The organism is Halosolutus sp. DAT137, from assembly GCF_059736405.1.
In genome coordinates this window covers 126,558-148,494 of record NZ_JCAQID010000003.1, presented here as the reverse complement: position 1 = coordinate 148,494, position 21,937 = coordinate 126,558, and the positions used below count along the sequence as shown (strand labels likewise).

22 protein-coding genes are annotated in these 21,937 nt (G+C 63.6%); 6 read left to right on the top strand and 16 right to left on the bottom strand.

The features are described 5' to 3' along the window. Positions 1 to 277: 277 nt before the first annotated feature. Positions 278 to 1,141: a sulfurtransferase gene (locus AC6I6L_RS08095; protein WP_497917236.1), complete on the top strand. Its 864-nt coding sequence runs from the start codon at positions 278 to 280 to the stop codon at positions 1,139 to 1,141. Between the two features lie 592 nt (positions 1,142 to 1,733). On the opposite strand, the gene AC6I6L_RS08090 is transcribed toward AC6I6L_RS08095, so the two are convergent. Continuing rightward, entirely contained in the window at positions 1,734 to 1,907 is a 174-nt protein-coding gene (locus tag AC6I6L_RS08090) for a hypothetical protein (RefSeq protein ID WP_497917235.1), read from the bottom strand. 127 nt (positions 1,908 to 2,034) lie between these two features. Here AC6I6L_RS08090 and AC6I6L_RS08085 point away from each other — a divergent pair, with 127 nt between their 5' ends. Then, positions 2,035 to 2,670 carry a rubrerythrin family protein gene (locus AC6I6L_RS08085; RefSeq protein ID WP_497917234.1) on the top strand — a complete coding sequence of 212 codons (636 nt, stop codon included), beginning with the start codon at positions 2,035 to 2,037 and terminating at the stop codon, positions 2,668 to 2,670. 144 nt (positions 2,671 to 2,814) lie between these two features. Next, on the top strand, positions 2,815 to 3,375 hold the full coding sequence (locus AC6I6L_RS08080) for a hypothetical protein (protein WP_497917233.1): 561 nt from the start codon (positions 2,815 to 2,817) through the stop codon (positions 3,373 to 3,375). Positions 3,376 to 3,443: 68 nt separating this feature from the next. Here the strand turns inward: AC6I6L_RS08080 and AC6I6L_RS08075 are convergent, their stop codons facing one another. The 4 genes from AC6I6L_RS08075 to AC6I6L_RS08060 all read right to left on the bottom strand — a co-directional run bounded on the left by AC6I6L_RS08075 (position 3,444) and on the right by AC6I6L_RS08060 (position 5,932). Continuing rightward, the gene (locus tag AC6I6L_RS08075; protein WP_497917232.1) at positions 3,444 to 3,713 is read right to left on the bottom strand and encodes a DUF7553 family protein; all 270 of its coding nucleotides are present in this window, start codon (positions 3,711 to 3,713) and stop codon (positions 3,444 to 3,446) included. Between the two features lie 122 nt (positions 3,714 to 3,835). Beyond that, the gene (thiM, locus tag AC6I6L_RS08070; RefSeq protein WP_497917231.1) at positions 3,836 to 4,675 is read right to left on the bottom strand and encodes a hydroxyethylthiazole kinase; all 840 of its coding nucleotides are present in this window, start codon (positions 4,673 to 4,675) and stop codon (positions 3,836 to 3,838) included. Next, positions 4,672 to 5,337: a thiamine phosphate synthase gene (thiE, locus tag AC6I6L_RS08065; RefSeq protein ID WP_497917230.1), complete on the bottom strand. Its 666-nt coding sequence runs from the start codon at positions 5,335 to 5,337 to the stop codon at positions 4,672 to 4,674. Before thiE ends, thiM begins: the two co-directional genes overlap by 4 nt. 220 nt (positions 5,338 to 5,557) lie before the next feature. Continuing rightward, a complete protein-coding gene (locus AC6I6L_RS08060) occupies positions 5,558 to 5,932 on the bottom strand; it encodes a hypothetical protein (RefSeq protein WP_497917229.1) in 375 nt (124 codons plus the stop codon). A 147-nt stretch (positions 5,933 to 6,079) separates the two neighbouring features. Here AC6I6L_RS08060 and AC6I6L_RS08055 point away from each other — a divergent pair, with 147 nt between their 5' ends. Continuing rightward, positions 6,080 to 6,769, top strand: a complete 690-nt coding sequence (locus AC6I6L_RS08055; protein ID WP_497917228.1) for a haloacid dehalogenase type II — start codon at positions 6,080 to 6,082, stop codon at positions 6,767 to 6,769. A gap of 36 nt (positions 6,770 to 6,805) precedes the next feature. Here the strand turns inward: AC6I6L_RS08055 and AC6I6L_RS08050 are convergent, their stop codons facing one another. The 4 genes from AC6I6L_RS08050 to AC6I6L_RS08035 all read right to left on the bottom strand — a co-directional run bounded on the left by AC6I6L_RS08050 (position 6,806) and on the right by AC6I6L_RS08035 (position 14,402). Next, a complete protein-coding gene (locus tag AC6I6L_RS08050; RefSeq protein WP_497917227.1) occupies positions 6,806 to 7,408 on the bottom strand; it encodes a GNAT family N-acetyltransferase in 603 nt (200 codons plus the stop codon). Between the two features lie 74 nt (positions 7,409 to 7,482). Next, positions 7,483 to 10,698: a G8 domain-containing protein gene (locus tag AC6I6L_RS08045; protein WP_497917226.1), complete on the bottom strand. Its 3,216-nt coding sequence runs from the start codon at positions 10,696 to 10,698 to the stop codon at positions 7,483 to 7,485. A 220-nt stretch (positions 10,699 to 10,918) separates the two neighbouring features. Continuing rightward, on the bottom strand, positions 10,919 to 12,727 hold the full coding sequence (locus AC6I6L_RS08040) for a Coenzyme F420 hydrogenase/dehydrogenase, beta subunit C-terminal domain (protein WP_497917225.1): 1,809 nt from the start codon (positions 12,725 to 12,727) through the stop codon (positions 10,919 to 10,921). Beyond that, positions 12,717 to 14,402, bottom strand: coding sequence for a nitrite/sulfite reductase (locus AC6I6L_RS08035; RefSeq protein WP_497917224.1), 1,686 nt, complete (start codon positions 14,400 to 14,402; stop codon positions 12,717 to 12,719). The genes AC6I6L_RS08040 and AC6I6L_RS08035 overlap by 11 nt, the downstream gene beginning before the upstream one ends. Positions 14,403 to 14,838: 436 nt before the next feature. On the opposite strand from AC6I6L_RS08035, the gene AC6I6L_RS08030 reads away from it, so the two are divergent. After that, positions 14,839 to 17,028, top strand: a complete 2,190-nt coding sequence (locus AC6I6L_RS08030) for a sensor histidine kinase (RefSeq protein WP_497917223.1) — start codon at positions 14,839 to 14,841, stop codon at positions 17,026 to 17,028. Positions 17,029 to 17,131: 103 nt separating this feature from the next. On the opposite strand, the gene ftsY is transcribed toward AC6I6L_RS08030, so the two are convergent. Genes ftsY through rpl18a form a run of 3 tightly spaced genes read right to left on the bottom strand, consistent with a single transcriptional unit; the run spans position 17,132 to position 19,118 of the window. Further along, complete coding sequence (ftsY, locus tag AC6I6L_RS08025) at positions 17,132 to 18,460, bottom strand: signal recognition particle-docking protein FtsY (RefSeq protein WP_497917222.1); 1,329 nt, start codon at positions 18,458 to 18,460, stop codon at positions 17,132 to 17,134. 26 nt (positions 18,461 to 18,486) lie between these two features. Beyond that, complete coding sequence (pfdA, locus tag AC6I6L_RS08020; RefSeq protein WP_497917221.1) at positions 18,487 to 18,945, bottom strand: prefoldin subunit alpha; 459 nt, start codon at positions 18,943 to 18,945, stop codon at positions 18,487 to 18,489. Further along, positions 18,942 to 19,118, bottom strand: a complete 177-nt coding sequence (gene rpl18a / locus AC6I6L_RS08015; RefSeq protein WP_497917220.1) for a 50S ribosomal protein L18Ae — start codon at positions 19,116 to 19,118, stop codon at positions 18,942 to 18,944. Before rpl18a ends, pfdA begins: the two co-directional genes overlap by 4 nt. A 164-nt stretch (positions 19,119 to 19,282) precedes the next feature. On the opposite strand from rpl18a, the gene AC6I6L_RS08010 reads away from it, so the two are divergent. Continuing rightward, positions 19,283 to 19,618, top strand: a complete 336-nt coding sequence (locus AC6I6L_RS08010) for an ASCH domain-containing protein (RefSeq protein ID WP_497917219.1) — start codon at positions 19,283 to 19,285, stop codon at positions 19,616 to 19,618. A gap of 54 nt (positions 19,619 to 19,672) precedes the next feature. Here AC6I6L_RS08010 and AC6I6L_RS08005 read toward each other — a convergent pair whose 3' ends face one another. From AC6I6L_RS08005 to AC6I6L_RS07990, 4 genes are all read right to left on the bottom strand, one after another. After that, positions 19,673 to 20,338: a translation initiation factor IF-6 gene (locus AC6I6L_RS08005; protein ID WP_497917218.1), complete on the bottom strand. Its 666-nt coding sequence runs from the start codon at positions 20,336 to 20,338 to the stop codon at positions 19,673 to 19,675. A gap of 2 nt (positions 20,339 to 20,340) precedes the next feature. Next, positions 20,341 to 20,619, bottom strand: coding sequence for a 50S ribosomal protein L31e (locus AC6I6L_RS08000; RefSeq protein WP_497917217.1), 279 nt, complete (start codon positions 20,617 to 20,619; stop codon positions 20,341 to 20,343). A gap of 2 nt (positions 20,620 to 20,621) precedes the next feature. Next, the gene (locus tag AC6I6L_RS07995; protein WP_497917216.1) at positions 20,622 to 20,774 is read right to left on the bottom strand and encodes a 50S ribosomal protein L39e; all 153 of its coding nucleotides are present in this window, start codon (positions 20,772 to 20,774) and stop codon (positions 20,622 to 20,624) included. A gap of 98 nt (positions 20,775 to 20,872) precedes the next feature. Next, positions 20,873 to 21,763 (bottom strand): hypothetical protein, encoded by an 891-nt coding sequence (locus AC6I6L_RS07990; RefSeq protein WP_497917329.1) that lies wholly within the window; start codon positions 21,761 to 21,763, stop codon positions 20,873 to 20,875. Between the last annotated feature and the right edge of the window lie 174 nt (positions 21,764 to 21,937).

The window sequence follows — 21,937 nt, the reverse complement described above, 5'->3', positions numbered from 1 at the left end:
TACGGTACGGCTCGAACACGGATAACGCAGCGGTCCCGGCACGTCTCCCCGACGTACCGAGGTCGTAGCAACATTTTCCGCATCTTTCGACGACCACCGACGCACGATTGCACTCAGACAGTAAAAGCGGCCCAGAACCGGGACGATGGCGTCCGCAACAGCGACAGACCGGCGATCAACCGATCAGAGTTGCGGTAACAATCTCCGGAACGATCGAACGCTGACCAAGTTGACCGCTTGGTGAGCCACTATACGGGTGGCACCCGTGGACCCGTGTATGGCAACAGATTACGCCAACGACGTACTCGTAACGGCTGACTGGGTCGAGGATCGCCTCGAGGAGTTCCAGGACGACGACTCCGACCTCCGACTGGTCGAGGTCGACGTCGACACGGAAGCCTACGAGGAAGCCCACGCCCCCGGCGCGATCGGGTTCAACTGGGAGACTCAGTTGCAGGATCAGACGACGCGAGACATCCTCACGAAGGAGGACTTCGAGGACCTGCTCGGTAGCCACGGGATCAGCGAGGACTCGACCGTCGTTCTCTACGGCGACAACTCCAACTGGTTCGCCGCCTACACCTACTGGCAGTTCAAGTACTACGGCCACGACGAGGTCTACCTGCTCGACGGCGGCCGCGAGTACTGGCTCGAAAACGACTACCCGACCACGGACGACGAGCCGGACTTCTCCGCCGTCGAGTACGACGCCGCTGGCCCCCGCGAGAGCATCCGCGCCTACCGCGAAGACGTCGAGAACGCGATCGATCGCGGCGTTCCCCTCGTCGACGTTCGATCGCCCGAGGAGTTCTCCGGCGAGATTCTCGCGCCCCCGGGCCTGCAGGAGACCGCCCAGCGCGGCGGCCACATCCCCGGTGCGAAGAACATCTCGTGGGCCGCCGTGACGAACGACGACGGCACGTTCAAGACCCGCGACGAACTCGAGGAACTCTACGCCGACGAGGACATCGACGGCGACGAGACGACCGTCGCCTACTGCCGCATCGGCGAGCGATCGTCCGTCGCCTGGTTCGCGCTTCACGAACTGCTCGGCTACGAGGACACCGTCAACTACGACGGCTCCTGGACCGAGTGGGGTAATTTGGTCAACGCGCCTATTGAGAAGGGCGAGGGCGACTGAGCGTAGCGAAGGAGACCTCGAATCGAAGCGGTGACCGAAGGGAACCGCGGAGAAGGGCGAAGCCGACGACTGAGCGGAGCGACAGAAGTCGGCTTCGAATCGGAACGGGGAGCAAAGCGACCCGTGGAGAAGGGCGAGGCGGACGACTGAACGAAGTGAAGGAGTTCGCCTCGTAGTGAAGCGGGGAACGGAGTGACCCGCGGAACAGGCGAGGGCGACTGAGCGTAGCGAAGGAGACCTCGAATCGAAGCGGTGACCGAAGGGAACCGCGGAGAAGGGCGAAGCCGACGACTGAGTGGAGCGACAGAAGTCGGCTTCGAATCGGAACGGGGAGGCGGACGACTGAACGAAGTGAAGGAGTTCGCCTCGTAGTGACCCGCGGAACAGAGTGACCCGCGGAACAGGCGAGGGCGACAGACGCGAGAGTCGAGCGAGCGGGCAACAGCCCGCAAGCAAGCGAAGCGAAGGAAACCTCGAATCGGAACGGGGAGGCGTAGCCGATCCGTAGAGAAAGGCAGCGGCGAATAACCGACCTCGTTTCGATTCCCCATTTTGTTTCCCTCGCGGTCGATATCGACTGACAGCGACGGGGTCAGGCCGACGTGAGATAGCCAGCGACGAACATCTCGATCGCCAGGATCGCGATCGCGAGGACGAGAATCCAGCCAGCGGTTGCGGGTTCGATGAACGCGAGCCAGAGGCCGAACCCGCCAGCGGCTGCGAACAGACACATACCGAGCAACCGCACGTCGGACGGAGATTCCATAGCCGACCGTTCTCACCCAGTTAGATAATAATAATGATACCCGAGCGAACCGCTGACCAGCGACGCTCGACGCCAGCGTTCGCTCGGTGACGACAGGTCTAACTCGCGACCCGACCAACACGGAGACATGACCGATTCCACAGCGTTCGTCGAGACCGTCCGCGAAGACAACCAGACAGCCCTCTCGCGCCTTGGCTCCTCGAAGTCCCTCTACGCCGACACCGGGGGCGACATCGACACCGAACCCGTGTTAGAAGCCACTGCCGACGCCGAATACGCCGCCTGGCAGACATTCAGCGCCTGGGCGGACGACGAGAGCGACGACGAGGTTCGCGAAGCCTTCGAGCGGACGGCCGAGGAGGAACGCGACCACTACGAGACCGTCCTCGACCACCTCGGGAACGAGGAGTACGAACCCGATCGCGTCCCCGCACTCCACGAGTACCTGCGCGGTCTCGAGTCGACGGTCGATCGCGTCGGCGCGTTCGTCGGCCGGATCCTCGCGAGCAAGCGATCGAAAGACCAGGTCGTCGGCTACTTCGTCGGCGACGCCGACCCGCAGACGGCCGGCGTTTTCCGGGAGTTCGGTGATGATCTCGACGACCAGCTCGAACGCGGCGAAGCCCTCCTCGAGACCGTCTGTGAAGACGAAGACGACGAAGCGCAGGCGCTCGACGCCGCGAGCGGTGCGATCGAGGCCGCCTACGACGAGTACGTCGAAAATCTGGAGGCGATGGGTGCGAATCCGAAACCGGTCTGCTGAGATCAGGGAAAATTCGCACCCGCGATTCGTCACCGGAGAGCGAAGAGTCATACGATCGAGAACGTTCACACCAAAAGACACTTTTTCGACCCTGATCCACTCGGACTCATGCAGTCCGGTCCCCGCCCCTCCAGTACAGAGGCTGTGAGGTCGAACGACCCACCCGACTGGCGAGCCCGCAGTCGCCACTGGCTCCTGTCGTACGGCCTCCACGTCGAAACCCTGCTCGCGCTACTGACTCTCGTGGTAGCGTTCGCCGCGATCGCGGTCGTACTCGTTGGGTCCATTACCGCATTGCCGACCGGACCACCACCCGAGGGTGGTGAGCCGAACGGGGGAAGCGGAATTCTCGAGTTCGGGACACTGCTGGTCAACGGCGGCCTGTTGCTCGCGATCGGTCTCGGACTCCTCCTTCTCGTCCACGGCGCAGTAGAACTGTGGACGAGTATCCAGAACGGGCTGAAGCCCACCTTCGACGATGGAATCGCCCTCGCCTACGCGGTGGTTCGTACCGTCCAGACCGTCGCGGCGGCTGTGTTCGTCGGCCCGATCCTCGTCGGCGTCGGATTGTCCCACTTCGGCGTCATCGGTGACGACCCGTCGAACACCCTGCTCCTGATCCTCTTCGTCGCCGGGATCGTGTTGCTCGCGAGCGTGTTCGCGCACGCTGCCGGACGCGCAGTGCGATCGCTGGTCGAGGCGTAGCCGGGGCGGCGACGCTCACGAGGCGGGACTGCCCGCCGATCGCGGACCGCGGAGAAGGTGACGGCGGATCAGACCCCTTCGACAGTCGCCCGATAGGCCCGGATCGAGTCGAGGGCCTCCGCGACGTGCTCTGCGACCGCACCGCCTTCGTCGTCGGCGATATCGGTGAGGATGTGCTCGTGGCGCGCGAGTTTGCCATGATCCGGGCCGCGATCGGCCTCCGCGAGCGTCTCGAACGCGTCGGCCTGATTCTCGAGTCGTTCCTGGGTGTCGTCCGTGGCCGCGTCGGCTGCTTTCCGAAGCGTTTCGGCTGCATCGGCGAGGTTCTCTCGTGTCATAGGTGGACGTTCGACTCCGGCCAACAAAACAGTTACAGAAACCTCGATTTCGTGGGACCAGCCGAAATGGGGTCGCGACCGTTGCGAACGATCGAGAACCGATCGTCGACAGTTCGCGACACTCACTCGCGTCGATCGATCCGATCCTCGAAATCGATCTCTGCGATCGTCTCCGGGGAAAGCCCCGCCACCGTATCGTGGAAGTTCGTCCGGTAGCTCGCCGGCCCGTTGTGCTCGAGGTCCGCGGCGCGTTCCCCGGCGACGCCGAACGCGAGCGTGCCGTGGACCGCGGCCGTGTACGGGTCGTCGATCGCACCGGCGAACGACGCGACCGTCGCGCCGAGCATACAGCCGGTGCCGACGACCTCGCCCAGTCGCTCGTGACCCGCGGCGATGCGAACCACTCGATTGGCGTCCGCGACGACGTCCTCGACGCCGCTTGCGACGACGACCGCGCCGGTCGACTCGGCCAGCGATCGGGCCGTCTCCTCGATGTCGTCGTAATCACCGATCGATTCGACGCCCTCGACGGTCGCTTCGACGCCCGCGAGGGCGCTGATCTCGCCGTAGTTGCCCTTGATCACGTCGAACTCGAACGTTTCGAGCAGCGATTCGGAAACGGCCTCACGGCTCGGCGTCGAGCCGACACCCACGGGATCAAGAACGATCGGGATTCCGCGTTCGGTGGCCGTCTCGGCGGCCTCGTGCATCGCCTCGACCTTGCCGTCCGGTATTTGCCCGGTGTTGAGCAACACCGCGCTGGCGAGTTCGGCCATCTCACCGGCGTCGCCGAAGGAGTCGGCCATCACCGGAAGTGCCCCCCAGTGTAAGGTGAGGTTCGCGACGTCGTTCATCGTCACCTCGTTGGTCAGGTGCTGGATCAGCGGCTCCGTCTCAGCGAGCGTTTCGAGCGAATCCGCGAGGGCCGTCCCGGACACGTCGGCGTCGGTAGCGTCACTCATACATCTTCCCCTCCGTTTTCGTCCCTCTTGCCGGTTTCGACGGCCGCGGTGAGCGTTTCGGTCGCGGCGCGCGGATCGTCCGCGGCCGCGATCTCGGAGATAACGGCCACGCCGGCCGCACCCGCCTCGACGATCGCAGCGGCGTTTTCGGCCGTGATCCCCCCGATGCCGACGACGGGAATCGAGACGGCGTCCGTTATCGCCGCGACTCGATCGGGGCCGACGTTGTCCTCCGCGTCGGGTACGTCCTTCGAGGTCGTCCCGTAGACGCTGCCGACGCCGAGGTAGTCCGCGCCGTCGGCTTCGGCCTGTCGCGCTTCCGCGACCGTCGACGCCGAACAGCCGACGATCGCCGCCGGCCCCAGTAGCTCCCGAGCGACCGTAACCGGGAGATCCGACTGTCCGACGTGGACGCCGTCGGCATCGATCGCCTCTGCGATATCGACGCGATCGTTGACGATCAGGTCGACGCCCGCCTCGGCGGTCAGCTCGCGCAACTCCCGGCCGAGTTCGTAGCGCCAGTTCGCGTCCGTATGCTTCTCGCGTAACTGAACGGCATCGACGCCGCCGTCGATCGCCGCCCGAACGATCTCGACGGTCGATCGGCCCGCCGAGAGCGACTGCTGGGTGACGAGGTACGTTCGCCAGTTCGCGGGGTTCATACTCGATCACTGTCGGTCTGTGCAGTAAGGCGCTTCGGGATGGCAGTTCGTCCGGTGCAGTGCACATCGGGGACCGACGGACGGGTCCGAAGCCGCGACCGTAGTCGACACAACGCTCCCGTGCAGGGGAAACGCTCCGGCAGAGGGGACGACGAATCGCACGATGACCAGCTATCGCTCCGAACGCGGAAACGCCACCCGACTCCGCTGGCACGCGTCATCAGTGCTTCAGTTCGATTCGTATGGCGTGAAAGGGCACACTATCAATATTCTCGACTGCGTGCGGTGGTTCCGGCTCCATCCACTCGACCTCCGGCGGCGATCGCGCCGCCGTTTCGTCCGCGTCTCGCTCGGGAGATTCGTATGCAACCTCCCGGTTCTCGTCGTAGTACCGAATGCGAGCGGCTCGATCGACCAGCATGACGCTCGGCCATCGGTGGGTGTGCATCGGCTCCCTTTCGCCGGGTGGAACGACGACTTCGACCACCCTGACGTGGGTGTTCTCCATGAGCGGGCGGTGAGAGTCCGGCGCAGCCACAGAAGCGTCGAGTGAGTCTGGCCACGGCCAATCCGACGAATTGGGTTCGTCAGTCATGTCATCCACGCATACAGTCCAGGGCGTGATAAATTACGCGCGTAGATTCTGTTCCAGCAGGTTGGCACGTGATCCGGATCAATTCGGGACGAGAGCCTCCATCGAACCCCCGGTAAAGACTGTATGACTCGACGGGGTACGTGCCGTATGTCCTTCGACACCGACCACGTCTCGACGATCACGTTCGACTCCTACAGCACGCTCGTCGACGTCGACGCGGTCGAAACCGCGCTCGGAGAGCACCCCGCTGTCGACGACCCCGAACCGATCTCGCGAACCTGGCGCGATCGATCGATGCAGTACACCCTCGTCGGCAACCAGACGGACACCTACAAGCGCTTCTACGAGGTCAACCGGGACGCCCTCGAGTACGCGCTGGCGGCTCACGGAATCGACGCCACCGACGAGGAGCGCGAGGAGATACTCGCAACGTACCACGAACTCGAGGTCTTCGAGGACGTCCGCGACGGGATCGAACGCCTCCGGGACGGCGGCTACGACTGTTACGTCCTCTCGAACGGCGACCCGGAGATGCTGGCCTCGATGGTCGACCACGCCGACATCGATGATCTCATTCAAGACACCATCAGCGCCCACGAACTCGGGACGTTCAAACCCGACGCGGACCTCTACCGCCACGCCGCGGGTCGGACGGGCACCCCGATTGAGCAGGTCGCCCACGTCGCCGCGCTCTGGTTCGACGTCCAGGGGGCGATCCACGCCGGGATGCAGGGCGTCCGTCTCGATCGAAAGGGGACACCCTGGGAGCCGTTCGGAACCGAGCCTGATCTGTCGATCGAAACGATCGACGAACTGGCGGCGGAACTCGGGGTATAGATGTCGGTTCTACGGTATCTGCGGCCCGGAGCGACGTTATACGTCGAGAAACGGTTCCCCGGTCGCCACGAGCGACGCGAGTGAGTCGCTCGGATCGTCCCGCAGTTCGGAAAACGGCGTCGGCCGATCAGGGTCGGCCGGCTTCTTTGCGATCGATCGCCGCCACCAGCAGACGTCGCGCCACTCGCCGTCGCTGTAGCCCATCGCGGGAAAGTCGACGACGCGCTCGAAGCCCAGCCGTTCGTGAAACTGCACCGTCGCGGGGTTCGGGAGCGTCGTGACGGCGTAGGCGTCGAAAAACCCCTGTCGCTCGAGGAGTGCGAACAGTGACTCGTAGAGAGCCTGTCCGACGCCCGATCGGCGGGCGCGCTCGGCTACGTAGACCGAGAGTTCGACGACCCACTCGTAGGCGCGCCGTTTTCGCAGCGACCCGGCGTAGGCGTAGCCCGCGACCTCGCCGTCGGTCTCGCAAACCAGCCACGGGTAGGTCTCGAGCGTCGAGGAGATTCGATCGGCCATCTCGGTCTCGGTTGGCGGCGCTTCTTCGAAGGTGACCGACGACGATTCGCAGAACGGTGCGTAAATGTCACGGACTGCAGCCGCGTCCGACCGCGTTACGAGTCGAATTCGATCGGGCATACGTCAGAGTATCGACCCGGTCTCAAAAGGCCGCCGAAGCGTGCACTCCGGGCACGGCCGAATCGCTGATCTGGTTACTGGCGGTCGTCGACGGCCGATGTCTGGCGGTCGTAGCCGATGTCCGGGTCGGGAAGCTGATCGAGATCCATCAGCCGCGGCAGGTAGTCCCTGTTGTCGAGCGTGAGACGATCGAGTTTGAAACCGGGTTCGCCACCGGCGATCTCGATCGTGTGCTCACCGGCATCGAGGTCGAACTCGATCGGGTCGCCCGACCAGGAAATGCCGTACTGGACGAACCGTCGACGGCTCATATTGTACGTCTCGGGGGCGTTCAGTCGGTCCCACATCCAGGTGTGAAGACGCGATCCGGACATCGGTACCGGCTGGTGGCGGTGCCAGTCGCCGCCGTCGACGCGGACCCAGAAGTGGGGGGAGTCGCCGGTTGGTTTGAACACTCGCGCCCAGAGCCGATAGGTTCCGGACTCGTCGGTCGAGAACGTTGCCGTCGCCTCAGAATCGGTCGGCTTTTCGTCACGAACGGAGGGTCCGTCGTCGTAGAGGTAGGTGTCCTCGTGGACGTTGACGTCGGTTCCCGTCTCCAGCCGGCCCGAGTAATCCATCTCGGCGGCGTCGACGACGACGATTTCCTCGCCCTCGCCGTCGCCGGCGGGTTCGGGTTCGATCAGGCCGTGCTCGAGTGAGACGTCGTCGAGTTCGCGAACCGTATTCTCGGGGGCGATATCACCGAAGAGTTTGACGCCGTATTCGTCGTAAATCTCCTGAGTGGTCATCCCGACGAAGTCCACAGGCCAGAGATCATCCTCGTTGTCGTGCAGTCCAGCCGGAATCATCATGTGTCCGTTCTCCTGTTCGAGTTGCACGTTCTGGGGTCCATCGAGGAGGTACGGGCCGCCTTCGCTGAGGGCGTCTTCGTCGGGGATCGGGACGGCATCGGGCGCTTGCAGATCGCTGTATATCTCGTGGCCGTCGAGGCGAACGGCGATCCGGCCGGCAAATCGGACGCCCCGCCCGTAGGGCAGGAACGATCCCATCGGCATGAACAGTTCGATGGTTCCGTCGTCATCGACGAAGTCGATGTCCTCCATGATCAGTCCGCCGCTGGGCATCCACGGTGCCGTCGGGGCGTAGATATCGACGTCGTTGTCGAGCGTACAATCTCTGATGACGTGCATCTCGCGGTCGCCGGTCTCGATCCCGCGATCGAAGCCCTCGACGTGACAGTTCTCGATGACGTTCTGCTGGTTCTTTCCACGACAGTTGATTCCGTGCGTGTGCTGATACGTCTCGACATCGTCCTGGAAAAAGTAACAGTCGCGAACGACTGTCACCGAAACGTCCCAGAGGCCGAGTGCGGTTCCGCCGCTTCGTCTGGCGTCAGTCGTGTCATCCGTCCGGCCATTTTCGTCGAACCGATCGCCCAGGTTGTAGGCTTCGAGGCCCTCGATGACGGTGTACTCGTCGAAAAGACGGTGCCGCTGGGTCCAGCGACTCTCGGTGAGCAGGAAGCCAGCACCCGAACCGAAGACGAGGTTATCGGTGACTCGTTTGACGCGAGCGTGTGCCGGTGGGACGTAGTCCTCGCCGTCGATCGACTCCTGGTGATCGTGCGTCTGTTTGCCCTCGATCGTGTCGGTCGGATAGATGTCGAGAGTTCGGTGGTCGCCGTTGTAGTTGCCAACCTCGTAGTGTGGGTCCGGCAGGCCAGTCGGCCACATCACGATGCCGTGGTGGCGGTGACCGGCGGCGATGCACTCGTTGACGACGACGCCGGGGCTCTGTATCCAGAAGCCGTTGCCGCCGTGACCGAAGTCGTCGACGAAGTGGTCGGCCTGGTGGCGATTCCCGCCCCCGAAGAACTCTCGATTCGCGGGCGTTTTGCCGCTGCCTTCCGATCGAAGCGCGAAACAGCGCTCGAACGCGCCGGCTTCAGCCCCGTTTTCGGCGACGAAGCCGGCTCCGACGACCTGATAGCTTACACACTCAGAGACGTGGACGTGGCTGCCGTGGTTGACGAATCCCCAGCCGGGTGAATCCCAGACCACACAGCCGTCGACCGTCGCCGGCTTGCTGTCGAGTTCGCGGCCGGCAACGTGGAAGTGAAGCCCGTACCGTCCCGGTTCGTTGAACGCGTAGTCGAATCCCTCCTCGTCGTGGAGATCCGGGCTGGTAAACGACTTACTAAACATCTCGTGCTTGTTCGTCCGGCCCATCTCGTAGGAGCCGACGTAGCGCAGGTCCGTCTCGAGGCTCCTGAACATGAGGTGGCCGCGGTGGCGAATCTCGTCGTTTTCGGACGTAAACCGGACGTTTCGAGTGAGGTTGAGAACGTACGACTCCCACCGATCGCGTGGTGGGGCGTGTTCGTACTCGAGCGGCTCGTCGAAGTGAACGGTTGTGCCACAGATATCGATAATCGTGCGCTCTTCGTCCTGGATCGTCTCCTGTTTGAGTTCGCCGTGTTTCTCTGTGGGCCCGTCATCACGCGGGCCGCCCTTCCAGGCGGCTCGATCGGTGTTCCAGACTTCCAGCGGGTCCTGGCCGGGGAGCACAAATTCGTCGCCCGGTTGCCAGCCGGTCGGGGCGGTGGTGAGTTCGATCGAGGTATCACCCGCGCTCGCGTGGGAGGCGAGTTCGGTGAACCCGGTCTTCTCGGCACCACAGGCGATCGTCTCACCCAGCGTGAGCAGGCCACGACGCAGGATCGTTTCGTCGTCGTCGGTACGCTCGAGTTCACCGCGATCGACGAACTCCACGCGGGCGGTGTGATTGGCATCAATCGGATTTTCGGGCGTCCCGATCGCCAGTCGGGACTGGTGGTTCGTCACGACCGTCTCGGCGCGCAACTGCGTGTCGCGATCGGTCGCGAAGGCGAGTTCGCCGTCGACGCGGACCCAGTGAAACGGTGCCGTCAGTTCGTCGTCGACCGTCACGGCGACGTCGTCGGGGATGTGGACTCTCGCCTCGTCACTCGGGACGCCGTCGTCCCAGGTTCCCGAATCCGTCCAGTCGCCACTCGAAACGGCCTCGTGGGTCGCCTCGTCGACGTCGACCAGCGAGAGACCGTGGTCCATATCGGTGTGATCGTGGTCATGGTCGTGGTCGTCGGACGCCCAGGCCATCTGTGAGCCGAGGAGACCCGCGCCCGCGACCGCGGATGCCTGCAGAATCGACCGTCGATCCAGCGTCGACCGGCCGTCCGTTCGTTCGCTTTTCCGATCGTTGGTTTTTGTTCGATTCGTCCGTTCGGTTGTGTTGTCGGTAGGGGGCATTTTATCGACGTACTGTCCGGGCGACTACTGGGAGTGGTTCCCAATAGTGTCGACCGCCACTGACAGTATAATATAGAGATAGTAGTAGGATATAAATATAGATTAGGGAGTAATTTTTATATTTTTTATTTAGATAATATCTCGGTGTGGCAGAGACGTGACTGAGTTCAAGGCGATAGCGGTACCGCACGAATAGACGTAACGAGTCTCGAACGACCTCTCAGCGACCCTCGTCGTGGGGATTCATCGCCGTACCGTAGTTCTCGGCGTGGTCCGTGTAGTCGATAAACCGAGGTGCGTCGGGATCGAACGGTCGTTCGAGGCTCTCGAAGGCCTTCTTCTTGTCCCAGCCCTGGAGTTTACCGACCGCGGACCTGTCTTCTAGATCGTGATAATCCAGGTCGGGTTCGGTGAGTTCCCACGCCTTCATCCCCTGCTCGGTCCGGACGATGACACTCGAGTACTCGTCGGAACTACCGACAGAGCCGACGGTGAGATCGGCACAGAAGCCGGTGAAGTCGGCGCACTCGTCACAGCCCTTGAGCGCGGCGTCGTGGAAGTTCGCGATGTCCTCCTCGACGATCATCTCGCCGTCGTGATCGTAGACCATTAGCTTCCCGTGGAGGACGTCCATCTTCCCGATTTCGTCGGGTGAGACGCCGCGTTTGTCCTCTAACTGCTCGCCCATGAGGCTGTAGTAGTTAAAGTTCTTCGTACACATCAGCGCGATCGTATAGTCGATCGCGCGGACGCCCTCGTTCTGGGCCTGATAATCCCACTCGAAGTCCTGTAAGGCGCGCAGGCCCTCGATCTCACACGGCGTACCGACGAGTGCGAGACTCAGGTCGTCGAACGGTTTGTCGGGGAGTTTGTGTTCCCACTGTGCGAGGTCGAGGTTGCCCAGCGCGAGCGTCTGGTTGTAGATCGTCCCCGCGTTCTCGATCAGGTCCTCGTGACTGGTTGCGAGGTAGCTCTCTGCCTTCCAGGCCTCCTCCTCGCTTTCGGTCGCGATGAGCGCGCCGTCGATCTCGCCCGCTTCGAGCAGGTGCGAGAGCACCGTCGTGACGACCCCGCCGTCCTGGGCGTTCTCGGTCCAGTCCTCGTCGACGCGCGCGGAGAACTCCGTAATCGGGTCGCCCGCACCTTTGACGTTGTCGTCGCCGCCGGTGATCACCCACTGGCGCTCGTACCGGAGGCCGCCGCGGGGACAGAAGTCCCAGCACAGCGAACAGCCGGTGCACATCTTGACCAGTTCCGGCAGGTCGTCCTCCCCGACGCCGATCGAGTCCGAGGGACAGGCCGCAACACACGTACCACACTGGATACAGCGACCCTCGTCGATGACGGCCTCGTCCAGTTCCATGAACCAGGTCTTCTCGTCGGGCGTCTCGATGTCGTTCATCTGCGATCGGATCGAGTACGTCGGCGTCTCGAGGTCGACGCCGTCGGGAACGCCGACGCGGACCTCTGGCGCGCCGTCGTCGACGTTCTGGCTGACCCCCTCGGCCGGGGCGGTAAACTCGATGTCGCCAAGTTCGCCGTCGGCGTCGACGTTGGCAACGCCCGCCCCGTCGGTGGCGATCGGCTGCTCTCCAGCCGGTTTCGCGGCAGTCCGCTCCCCGCAGGTACAGGTATCTGGCGAGCAACTGTCGCCGTCGTCGCTCGCGTCAGTCTGGACCGCCTTGTCGCGGGCCTGTTTCACGTTCTCGCGGGATCTCGGTGTGACACTCCCCGTTTCGGGAGCCATCACGGCTTCGTCGTCGTCAGCGTTCGATTTGGGGACACCCGGAAACGGGCGATCGTCGCCGCTCACCCGATCCGAGGACTCTCTGTGTTCGTCCTCGCTGCTCGCGTGTCGCTTCCCGCTCGCGGTTTCACCGCTCGCATCGTCGGGGACCTCGCTTCGCTCGGTCCCCGCATCTCCCGCTCGCTTCTTCGAGACCTCGCTTCGCTCGGTCTCGCGGTTCGCGGCTTCGCCGCTCACTCGATCCGAGGACTCACTCCGTTCGTCCTCGCTGTCAGTCCCCATGGGCGACACCTCCGGCAACCGGAGCCTCCGCACCCTGCATGATCGTCCGGAGCCGATCGTTGTCGACGCGGCGACACCACTCGTAGAACCGCTCGCCGTCGTGGCGATCGTCCGCGTAAGCGTCGAACAGCTGTTCGAGCGCCGGAATCACGGAATCGGCCGGGACGGCGCTCTCGATCCAGTCTAAGAACTCGTTGTCCGCGCCGAGGGACCCCCCGAGGCCGAAGTCCATGCCTTCGACGATATCCGACTCGCCGTCTTCATCCAGTTTTACCGTCTCGCCGCGAAAGCCGATGTCCGCGATCTGGGGCTGGGCACACGACGCCGAGCAGCCGGACATGTGCATCCGGATGGCCTCGATGTCGTCGGGCACGTCGATGCGATCGTCGAGCTCGCGAGCCCAGCGTTTCGTGCGCTTTTTCGTCTCGATGATCGCGTAGTTACAGAACTCGCTGCCGGTACAGCCGACCGCACCACGGGAGAACGCGCCGGGATCGGGCTGGTAGTCAGCGGCGAAGGGCTCCGCGAGGAGGTCGTCGACGTTCTCCTCGGGGACGTGCGTGATGAGGAAGTTCTGGTCCGTCGCGAGACGGACGGAGGCGTCCCCCGTGCCGTACTTCGCCGCGGCGCGGGCGGCATGGGCGAACTCGTCGCCGCCCATCCGACCGGCGATCACGTTGAAGCCGACGTACTGCAGGCCGTCCTGTTTCTGGTCGTGAACGCCGACGTGGTCCCCCTGGTAGCCGACGGTGAGGTTCTCGCCGGCCGTCGGGAACTCGATCGTCGCCCGATCGCGGACCGCCTGCTCGAACGTCTCGGGACCCAGCTGTTCGACGAGATAGCGCATGCGGCAGACGCCGCGGTTGTGTCGATCGCCGAGTTCCTTGAACGCCTGTGCGACGGCGCGACAGAACTCCACGGCGTCCTCGGGCGGGATGAACACGTCGAGTTCCGAGCCCATCCGCGGGCCGTCGGAGAGGCCGCCGCCGACGCGGGCGTGGAAGCCGTAATAGTGCTCCCCACCGATCTCCTTTTTTGCGGGAACGAGACCGATGTCGTTGATCTGGGACTGGGCGCAGTCGTGGGCACAGCCTGTGATCGTGAGCTTGAACTTCCGTGGCAGGTTCGCGTACTCGCGGTTCCCGGTAAAGAAGTCGGAAACGGCGTCGACGACCGGCTGGGCGTTGAAACACTCGTGGTCGCTAATTCCGGCGGCGGGGCAACCCAGTACGTTCCGGGCGGAGTCACCACAGCCCTGGACCGTCGTCAGGCCGACCTCGTCGTAGCGGTCCCACATCTCCGGAACGTCCTCGACTCGAATCCAGTGTTTTTGGATGTCCTGGCGGGTCGTAATATCGAGGTAGGCGTCGCCCCAGAGTTCGTTCTGTTCCGCGCCGCCGTACTCCTCGGGCGCGACCGCGAGGTCCTCGGTGACTTCACCGATCACCTCGGCCTGCTCGGGCGTCAGGAAGCCACCCGGCACCTTGGTCCGGATCATGAAGTAGCCCGCCTGTTTCTGGGCGTACATCCCGGCCCACTTCAGGCGCTCCCACTCGCCGTCCCCGGCCCGTTCCTCGATTTCCTCGAAAGAAAGGCCGTCCTCGGCGTACTCGTACACGTCGTCGATGACGTCGAGCGGGTGTTTTTCTTGTTTGTGTTGTTCGGTCGTATTCACCTGAACCACCGCTGGTTCGCAACCGCGACGGCCAGCCGATCGGCCACGTTATCGTAAAGAACCATTGTTTGCGGGGTAGTCACGTCCCGTCCGTATACCCCCCTGCAATCAGGTGAATGCTGACGAGGCTCCCACTAACCGGATAATATTGCCCGAACGTGACCAGGGAGAGATCGGCTCTCGATCGGTACCGACCCGGGAACCCCACGGAGACACCACATCACTGACAGTCCGTACCCTGAACCGTCACCGATACCGGAGATCGTTGCTGATAACAGATGTTACGCCAGATAGCGCGATTGCAGTCGATCGACGGCGTCCGGAACGCACGGGCGAGTCCCTCCACGGACGCCCCGACCGCGAGGCGGAGTCGAGGTGACCGGAACGAAGACGAGAGCCACAACTGCTATCAATGCCGTCTAACACCTATAGAACGATGCTCGGCGCCGCCTTGCTCGCACTGTTCGTTCTCAGTGCGGGGCTCGCGTTCGCGCTGGCGTACGTAGCCTGGACCCGCGGCGACGTCCCCGGCTCGAAGACGTACACGATCTACGTGACGGCACAGGGACTGTGGGCGCTCTGTTACGGGCTGGAACTGGCCAGTCCCACGGCCGCGTCGATGTTCCTGTTCAACGCGCTCGTCACGATCGGTGCCGTCTCGTCGGCGTTCCTCTGGATCGTTTTCGTCCTCGAGTACACTGGTCGACACGAGTGGTTGACCCCTCGCCGCCTCGCACTGCTATGGGCACAGCCGATCACATATCTCGCGCTGTACGTGACGAACCCGCTTCACGGGCTCGTTTACGACGAGTACACGGTCGCCGCCGTCAGCGGACTGTCCCACCTCGCGATCGACGGTCGGCCGGTGATGTACGCACAGATACTCGTCATCTATCTCGTCCTCACGGCCGGGTTTGCCCTGCTCGGCTCGTTTATGATGCAATCGCGGAATCTCTACCGTCGGCAGACTGGCGCGATCTTTTTCGGTGCACTCTTCGTCATCGCCGGAAACCTCATCTGGATCTTTACGGGTAGTCAGAGCGGCGGGATCGATCTGACGCCGATCTTTTTCATCGCAAACGGCTTCATCGTCGGCTGGGCGTTGCTCCGGTACGACTTCCTCAATCTCGCACCCTTGGCCTCGAACACGCTGATCGAGGAGATGGTCGATCCGGTTCTCGTCGTCGACGAGCAACGACGGCTCGTGGATTTCAACGAACGAGCCAGTGCCGTCTTCGGACTGGACGAGACGCGTCTTGGCGACCCCGTCGACGATCCGCTCGCCGCCGTCACCGACGGATCGACCGCCGGTCGGCCGATTCGAATCGATATCAGCGGAGACCTACCTGGCGCGGGGGAGACGGTTTATCAGCCAACCTGTACGAAGCTCCGCGATCACCACGACCTCGTCAGGGGCGAACTGATCGTCCTTCGGGATATCACGGCACAGAAGCGCAGAGAGGAGAACCTCCAGGCGCTGCAAGCGGGAACGCGCGAACTCATCGAGGCCGAACGTCGAGCGGACGTCGCCGCCGTCACGACGGAGACCGTCACCTCGATTCTCGACTACCCCCACGCGACGGTGTTGCTGTACGACCCCGAGGAAGACGCGCTCGTTCCGGCGAGCGGTTCGGACCCGCTGTGTGCCCGTCTCGCTGACTCGCCAACTCCTGGTTCTGGCCCCGACCCGGAGCCCCGGATCAATCGCGGCGTCGTCTGGGACGCCTACCGTGCCGGCGAGTCGACCACCCTCGATCGATCGCAACTCGAGGAGCACTCGCGATCGCAGCTGCCGATCGAGCGGGCGCTTTGCTACCCGCTTGGCGACCACGGCATCCTCGCCGTCGGGACGGATGGCGCGGCCGCCTTCGGCAGCGACGAGAGACGGTACATCGAAATTCTCGCACTCACGGCCAACACGGCGCTCGATCGCGCCCGGCGCGAAGCGGAACTCGAGGCTCGACGCGCCGAACTCCAAGAGCGAAACGAACACTTAGACCAGTTCGCCAATATCGTCAGCCACGACCTCCGCAATCCGCTCAACGCGGCCACGGGGTATCTCGATCTCGTCAGGTCAGAATCGACCGACGCGAACGAGGAGTACTTCGGCAAGATCGACGCCGCACACGATCGAATGGAGCAACTGATCGACGACGTCCTCGCTCTCGCCCGGCAGGGAGACGAGGTCATCGATCCCGAACCCGTCGCCGTCGCTCCGATCGCACGGGAAGCCTGGAACACCGCCGGAACCGACGCCGGAACCCTCGTCGTCCGCGAGTTCACGATCGAGGCCGATCCGAACCGACTGCAGACGATCTTCGAGAACTGCGTTCGGAACGCGGTGGAACACGGGGATGCCGAGGTGACCGTTACCGTCGGGCCGGCACCGGACGGTGCCTCGTTCATTGTCGAAGACGACGGTCCCGGCATCCCGGCGGACGACCGAGAGTCGATCTTCGAACACGGCTACACGTCCAGCCACGACGGCACCGGATTCGGCCTCAGCATCGTCGATCGAATCGCCACCGCCCACGGCTGGACGGTCTCGGCCGAACGCGGCGACGACGGTGGCGCACGGTTCGTCTTCGAGGGGGTTCAGATCGACCGGGCTGCCAAGACACAGTAATACTGTCGTATCGAATCGCCAGGGAGCTCACGACGCGGCAGTGTCGATCTCGCGAAAAACGAATTGCCCGAGGTTCGGCCACCCGCTCGAATCCCGTTCGGCCCTACTCTTCTGCGAGCAGTCGATCGACCATCGCCTCGGGATCGAACCGTTCGATGTGGTCGTACCCTTGTCCGGTGCCGAGAAACAGGATCGGTTTCCCGGTGACGTGGGCGATCGAAATCGCCGCACCGCCGTTCGAGTCCGCGTCGGCTTTCGTCAGGATCGCGCCGTCGATCTCGGCGGCCTCGTTGAACTCGCGGGCGCGGTGGACCGCGTCCTGGCCCGCGACGGCCTCGTCGACGAACAGCGTCAGGTCGGGATCGACGACGCGGCCGATCTTCTCGAGTTGGTCCATTAGCCCCTCGTCGGTGTGCAGTCGGCCCGCAGTGTCCCCGAGAACGATGTCGATATCGTTGGCCTCGGCGTACTCGACGGCGTCGTACAGCACCGCCGCGGGGTCGCCGCCCTGTTCGTGTCTGATGAGTTTCGTCCCCAGCGCGTCGGCGTGTTCCTGAATCTGCTCGTTGGCTCCGGCGCGGTACGTGTCGCCGTTCGCCATCACCGTCGAGTAGCCCCGTTCCTCGAAGTAGCGACTCAGCTTGGCGATCGAGGTGGTCTTCCCGACGCCGTTGACGCCGGTGAAGACGATCGTTACGGGCTTGTCCTCGATCGCGATCCGTTCGCCGAAGTCGAACTGCCCGACGCTGATGACGTCGTAGATCGCGTCTTGCAACGCCTCTTCGACGACGTTACCCGTCGACGTGGTGAACGTACGGGTCTCGCCGATCAGTTCCTCGCGAATGTTGTCGAGGAGTTCCTCGGCAACGCCCATCTCGACGTCACTCGAGAGTAAGGCCAACTCGAGTTCGTGGAGCGGACCGTCGAGGTCGTCTTCCTCGATGACGAACTTTCCGCGAACCAGCGACTTCGCCTTTCGACCGAAGCCCGTCGAATTGTTCTCCGCGTCGCCGTCCTCGTCCCCGTCAGTCTCGTCCTCGTGGTCGATCGAATCGGTCTCGTCCTCGTCGTCGCCGGCATCCGTACCGCCAGCCGCTGTATCGAGGACCGGTTCATCGTCTGCTGTGTCGAGGACGCTGGCCGCTCTGTCATCCGATTCGGTGCCGGCAGAGTCGGCGGTCGCTACCTGGCTGTCAGGCTGGACGGATTCGGCTACTCCCTCGATCGGCTCCGACGTCTCGGGTGTGGTCTCGGTCGCGTCAGACGAGGAGGCGTCGGCCGCCGTCTCGTCCGCAAGGTCGGTCTCGGCGGCTTCGAGTTCCTCGTCCGCCTCGTCGACATCCGCCTCGTCGACCTCCTCGACGTTCGCCTCGGCCGCCTCCTCGGCGTCTTTGCGGAAGCTCCCGAGTTTGTCCTTCAAGTTGTCGAACATGGGTATCGATGGTGGTCCCTACGCGGCTATTCGTCGGGTCCCTGGCCCTGCTGACCCTGCATCTGCTGCATCTGCTGTTGCATCGCCTGTTGTTGGAGCTGCTGGGCCTGCTGTTCGAGCTGGCTACTCTCGCCTTCGAGGTCCGTGATCTCGCTCGTGACCTCGTCGATCCGATCGTCGAGGCGGTCTTTCTTGTTTTCGAGTGCCTCGGTCGCACCCTCTTCGTCGAACTCGGCGGCGTAGTCCCCGCCGATGTCGACGATCGCCTCGTCGATATCCTGAATCTCCGCGCGGAGGTACGCGCCGCCGCCGAGTGGCACCTGCACGGTCGACCCGGACTCGAGCGTTTCGAGGGCCTCGATGGCCTCGTCGACCTCGGTCTTTTCGTGCTGGATGCTCTCGACGGACTGTTCGAGGGCTTCGATCTGTTCTTGAATCTCTTGGATCTCCTGGGACAGTTGCTGAAGCTGCTGTTGACTACTCATCGTTGTGCGACCTCCTCGAGGTCGATCTCGGTTCGCTTGAGTCCGTGCTGGCTCCCGAGCTGGGAGAGGACGTGTTCGCGGGCCACGTTTTCGTTTACCGCCTCGATCGTCGTCTCGAAGGGTGCGTAACCGTCTCGGTTCTTGTACTGACCACTGACCGTAAACTCACTCATGTCTTCCCCTCCGGCGGGGAGTCGGAAGAATCTTCCCTTCCCGTTCGGCGGGGCAGGAGCGATCGGTGGCGGCGGATCGACAGCGGGGAGCGTACCGAGTACACCGCGGACACCCGACGAGCGGAGGCCAAACGGTTTTTGGACGGGTCGACGAACGGCGACGTATGACCGAAATCGATGCCGACGAGTTGTTACCGAGCCCGCGAATGCGCGAACAGGCCCTCACAGGAGACGTTACACAGATCCACCGCGGACACCAGTACGCCGAGGACGGCGATACGTTCACGATCGAGGACACGACCTTCGAGGTACAGGACGTGACCGAACGCACGCTTGGCGACTTGACCGACGAAGACGCACGGGCCGAAGGAATGGAGAACCTCGACGCCTACCGTCAGTTGCTCGATCGCGCTCACGAACACTTCGAGTGGGACGACGACAGCGAGGTCGTCTTACACCGGTTCGATCGTCAGCAAAAGCAGTCTTCGATCGACCGGTGACGGATCTGACCGGTGCAGGGAGCAGATGATGAGGGACCGAATCGAAACAGGATCTCAGTCCAGATAGCCGAGCGTGTTCTCGATACGGCCGAGTTCCGGCCCCGTCGTGTCCCGACCGACGACGTAGCCGTTCTCGTTCGCGATCAGCCCCGAGCCGACCAGCGGTGCACCGTAGTTGACGGTGCCGACGTCGGCTCGAACGTCCAGTACGTCCTCGAGAACGTCCAGTTCCTCGTCGGTCGCCTTCGGGTGACAGAGCACTCCCGCGTTCGTCGCGACGCCGGCCGTTCCGACGGTACGGACGCCCGCGAGGTCGCCCCGTTCGACGGGGACGCCGAGCGTGTCTTTGACGATCCGGATCGCCTCCCGCGGGAGGTCAGGATGGACGTAGGCACCGTAATCGTTGGCGAGAACGACGTTGCCGGCAGCGTTGATGTTCCCCGGCAGTTCGACCACCGGGAGGTCGAGTTCTTCCTCGAGACGTTCGCGTTCGTAATCGAGGGCGCGAGCGCTCACGAGCAGGCCGTTTTCGTTACCCATTGCGAGGGCACCGACCGTCGACGAACCGCCGACGGTCGTTTGAATCGCCGGTACGCCGAGTTCGTCGGTCAGTTCGGCAGCCACGTCGTCGTCGACATCGTGGCGAACGAGCACGCACGAGTCGGTCGCACGGGCGAACACCCCGACGTACGCCGACCCGGCGAAAGCGAGACGCTGCAAGTTTACTCTGCGACCTCAGCTTCGACGACGGCTTCGCCGTCCTCCTCGAAGCGGGCCGCGCGGACGCGAAGCTTCCGTGGCGGATTCGATCGACCCTGCGACCAGACTGCCTCGTTGATCGAGGGGTCCAGTCGAACGGCGTCTTCGTCGACGGCGAAGTGTTTCGCGAGGTGTTCGCGGACGAGTCGCATCGCGTAGTCGGCGGCCTCGTGGTTGGCCCCCTTCTTGACGTCACGGAGCGGAACGGTAACCACGCGCTCCTCGAAATCACTGGCACTCATGATTACTCGTCGGTGTCGTTACGCCGCCAGTTGCGTCGCTTGGGGTTTCGCTGGACGTTCATATCCGTCTTCATCATGACCCAGGCCGGAACGCGGCTGTTCTGGTTCTCGAGTTTGGCAAGTCGCTTTTTCTTGCCCTTCGATTTCTTACCCATAGTAGCCCCACGTAGCCCATGCTGGCTTAAAATGTTGTCCATCTTGCCGGCGATCGTCCGACCCACGGCTCGTTGACCGATCACGGCTCGTTAACGGATCACGGCTCAGAACGCAGTGCCTCGAGATACTGCGTCACCGCTTCCAGCGTTGCCTCGCTCAACTGAGTCGTGTACGTGAACCGATCGACCCCCTCGTAGCCGTCGTGGCGGTGGAACTCGTCGTGGTCGTAACAGCCGGTTCCGTGCCAGCGCGTCCCGCCGCCGCGGCGATCGGGACCGGCGTAGGCCGTCGCCATCGGGGAGATTTCGAGGGTCTCGTCGTCGACTCGAACGGCGGTTCCGAGATCGTGATCGCAGCGACTGCCGCCGACGGCGGCAGCGACATCGGGAGAAATGACGGTGTGTAGTACCTCGTGGATCGCGATGTTTCGCGTCACTGCTCGCGAGTCCCACAGCTCCGTCGCACCGACGTTGGCGGCGGTGTAGGCACCCTCTCCAGGCAGACTGTCGAGACGCGGAATCTCCGGGTGGGTACCGCCGTAGCCGAGTCGGTAATTAAACGGTGCCCAGCACAGCAACGCGTGACAGGTCGTCGTCGATCCCACGTCGCGGTCGCGAAGTTGGTCCCGGACGACGTCGAGCATTGTCGTTCGTGATGGAACGATCGCCTCGGACGATAGCGGGGCCGCTGAAATCGGGTACCGGACCCGCCCTCCGCGTTCGACCCGAATCTCGAGGTCCGCGAGCCGCGAACGCTCCTGCGCGTACGTCTGTACCTGATTTGTGGCGTCCTCGATCGCCACGAGCGCGTCCTGAAACGGCGGCGGCCAGTTCCGACGCATTCCTTCGAAGCCGTGTCGAACCCAGCCCCGAAGCGGCACGGGGCCCGGATAGACGCGGACGGAAAGCTGCGTCTGGCTCGCCGTCGTCCCGCTCGCGCCGCCGATGCCGACGGTAGAGGCCGCCGCCGCGCCGGCGATCGCGGTCACGACCTCCCGGCGCGTGACGAATCGATCGGGCACGAAGCCGCGATCGTCGTTCGCTTCGGCCGGAGCGTCGCCGTCATCTGTTGGTTCGGGATTCGTCTTCGCGTCGCCCTCGTTTAGGTCGACTGTCACGGTCTCCCCCCGATTGAGGCGATCGATACGTCTGCGAGCGTGCCC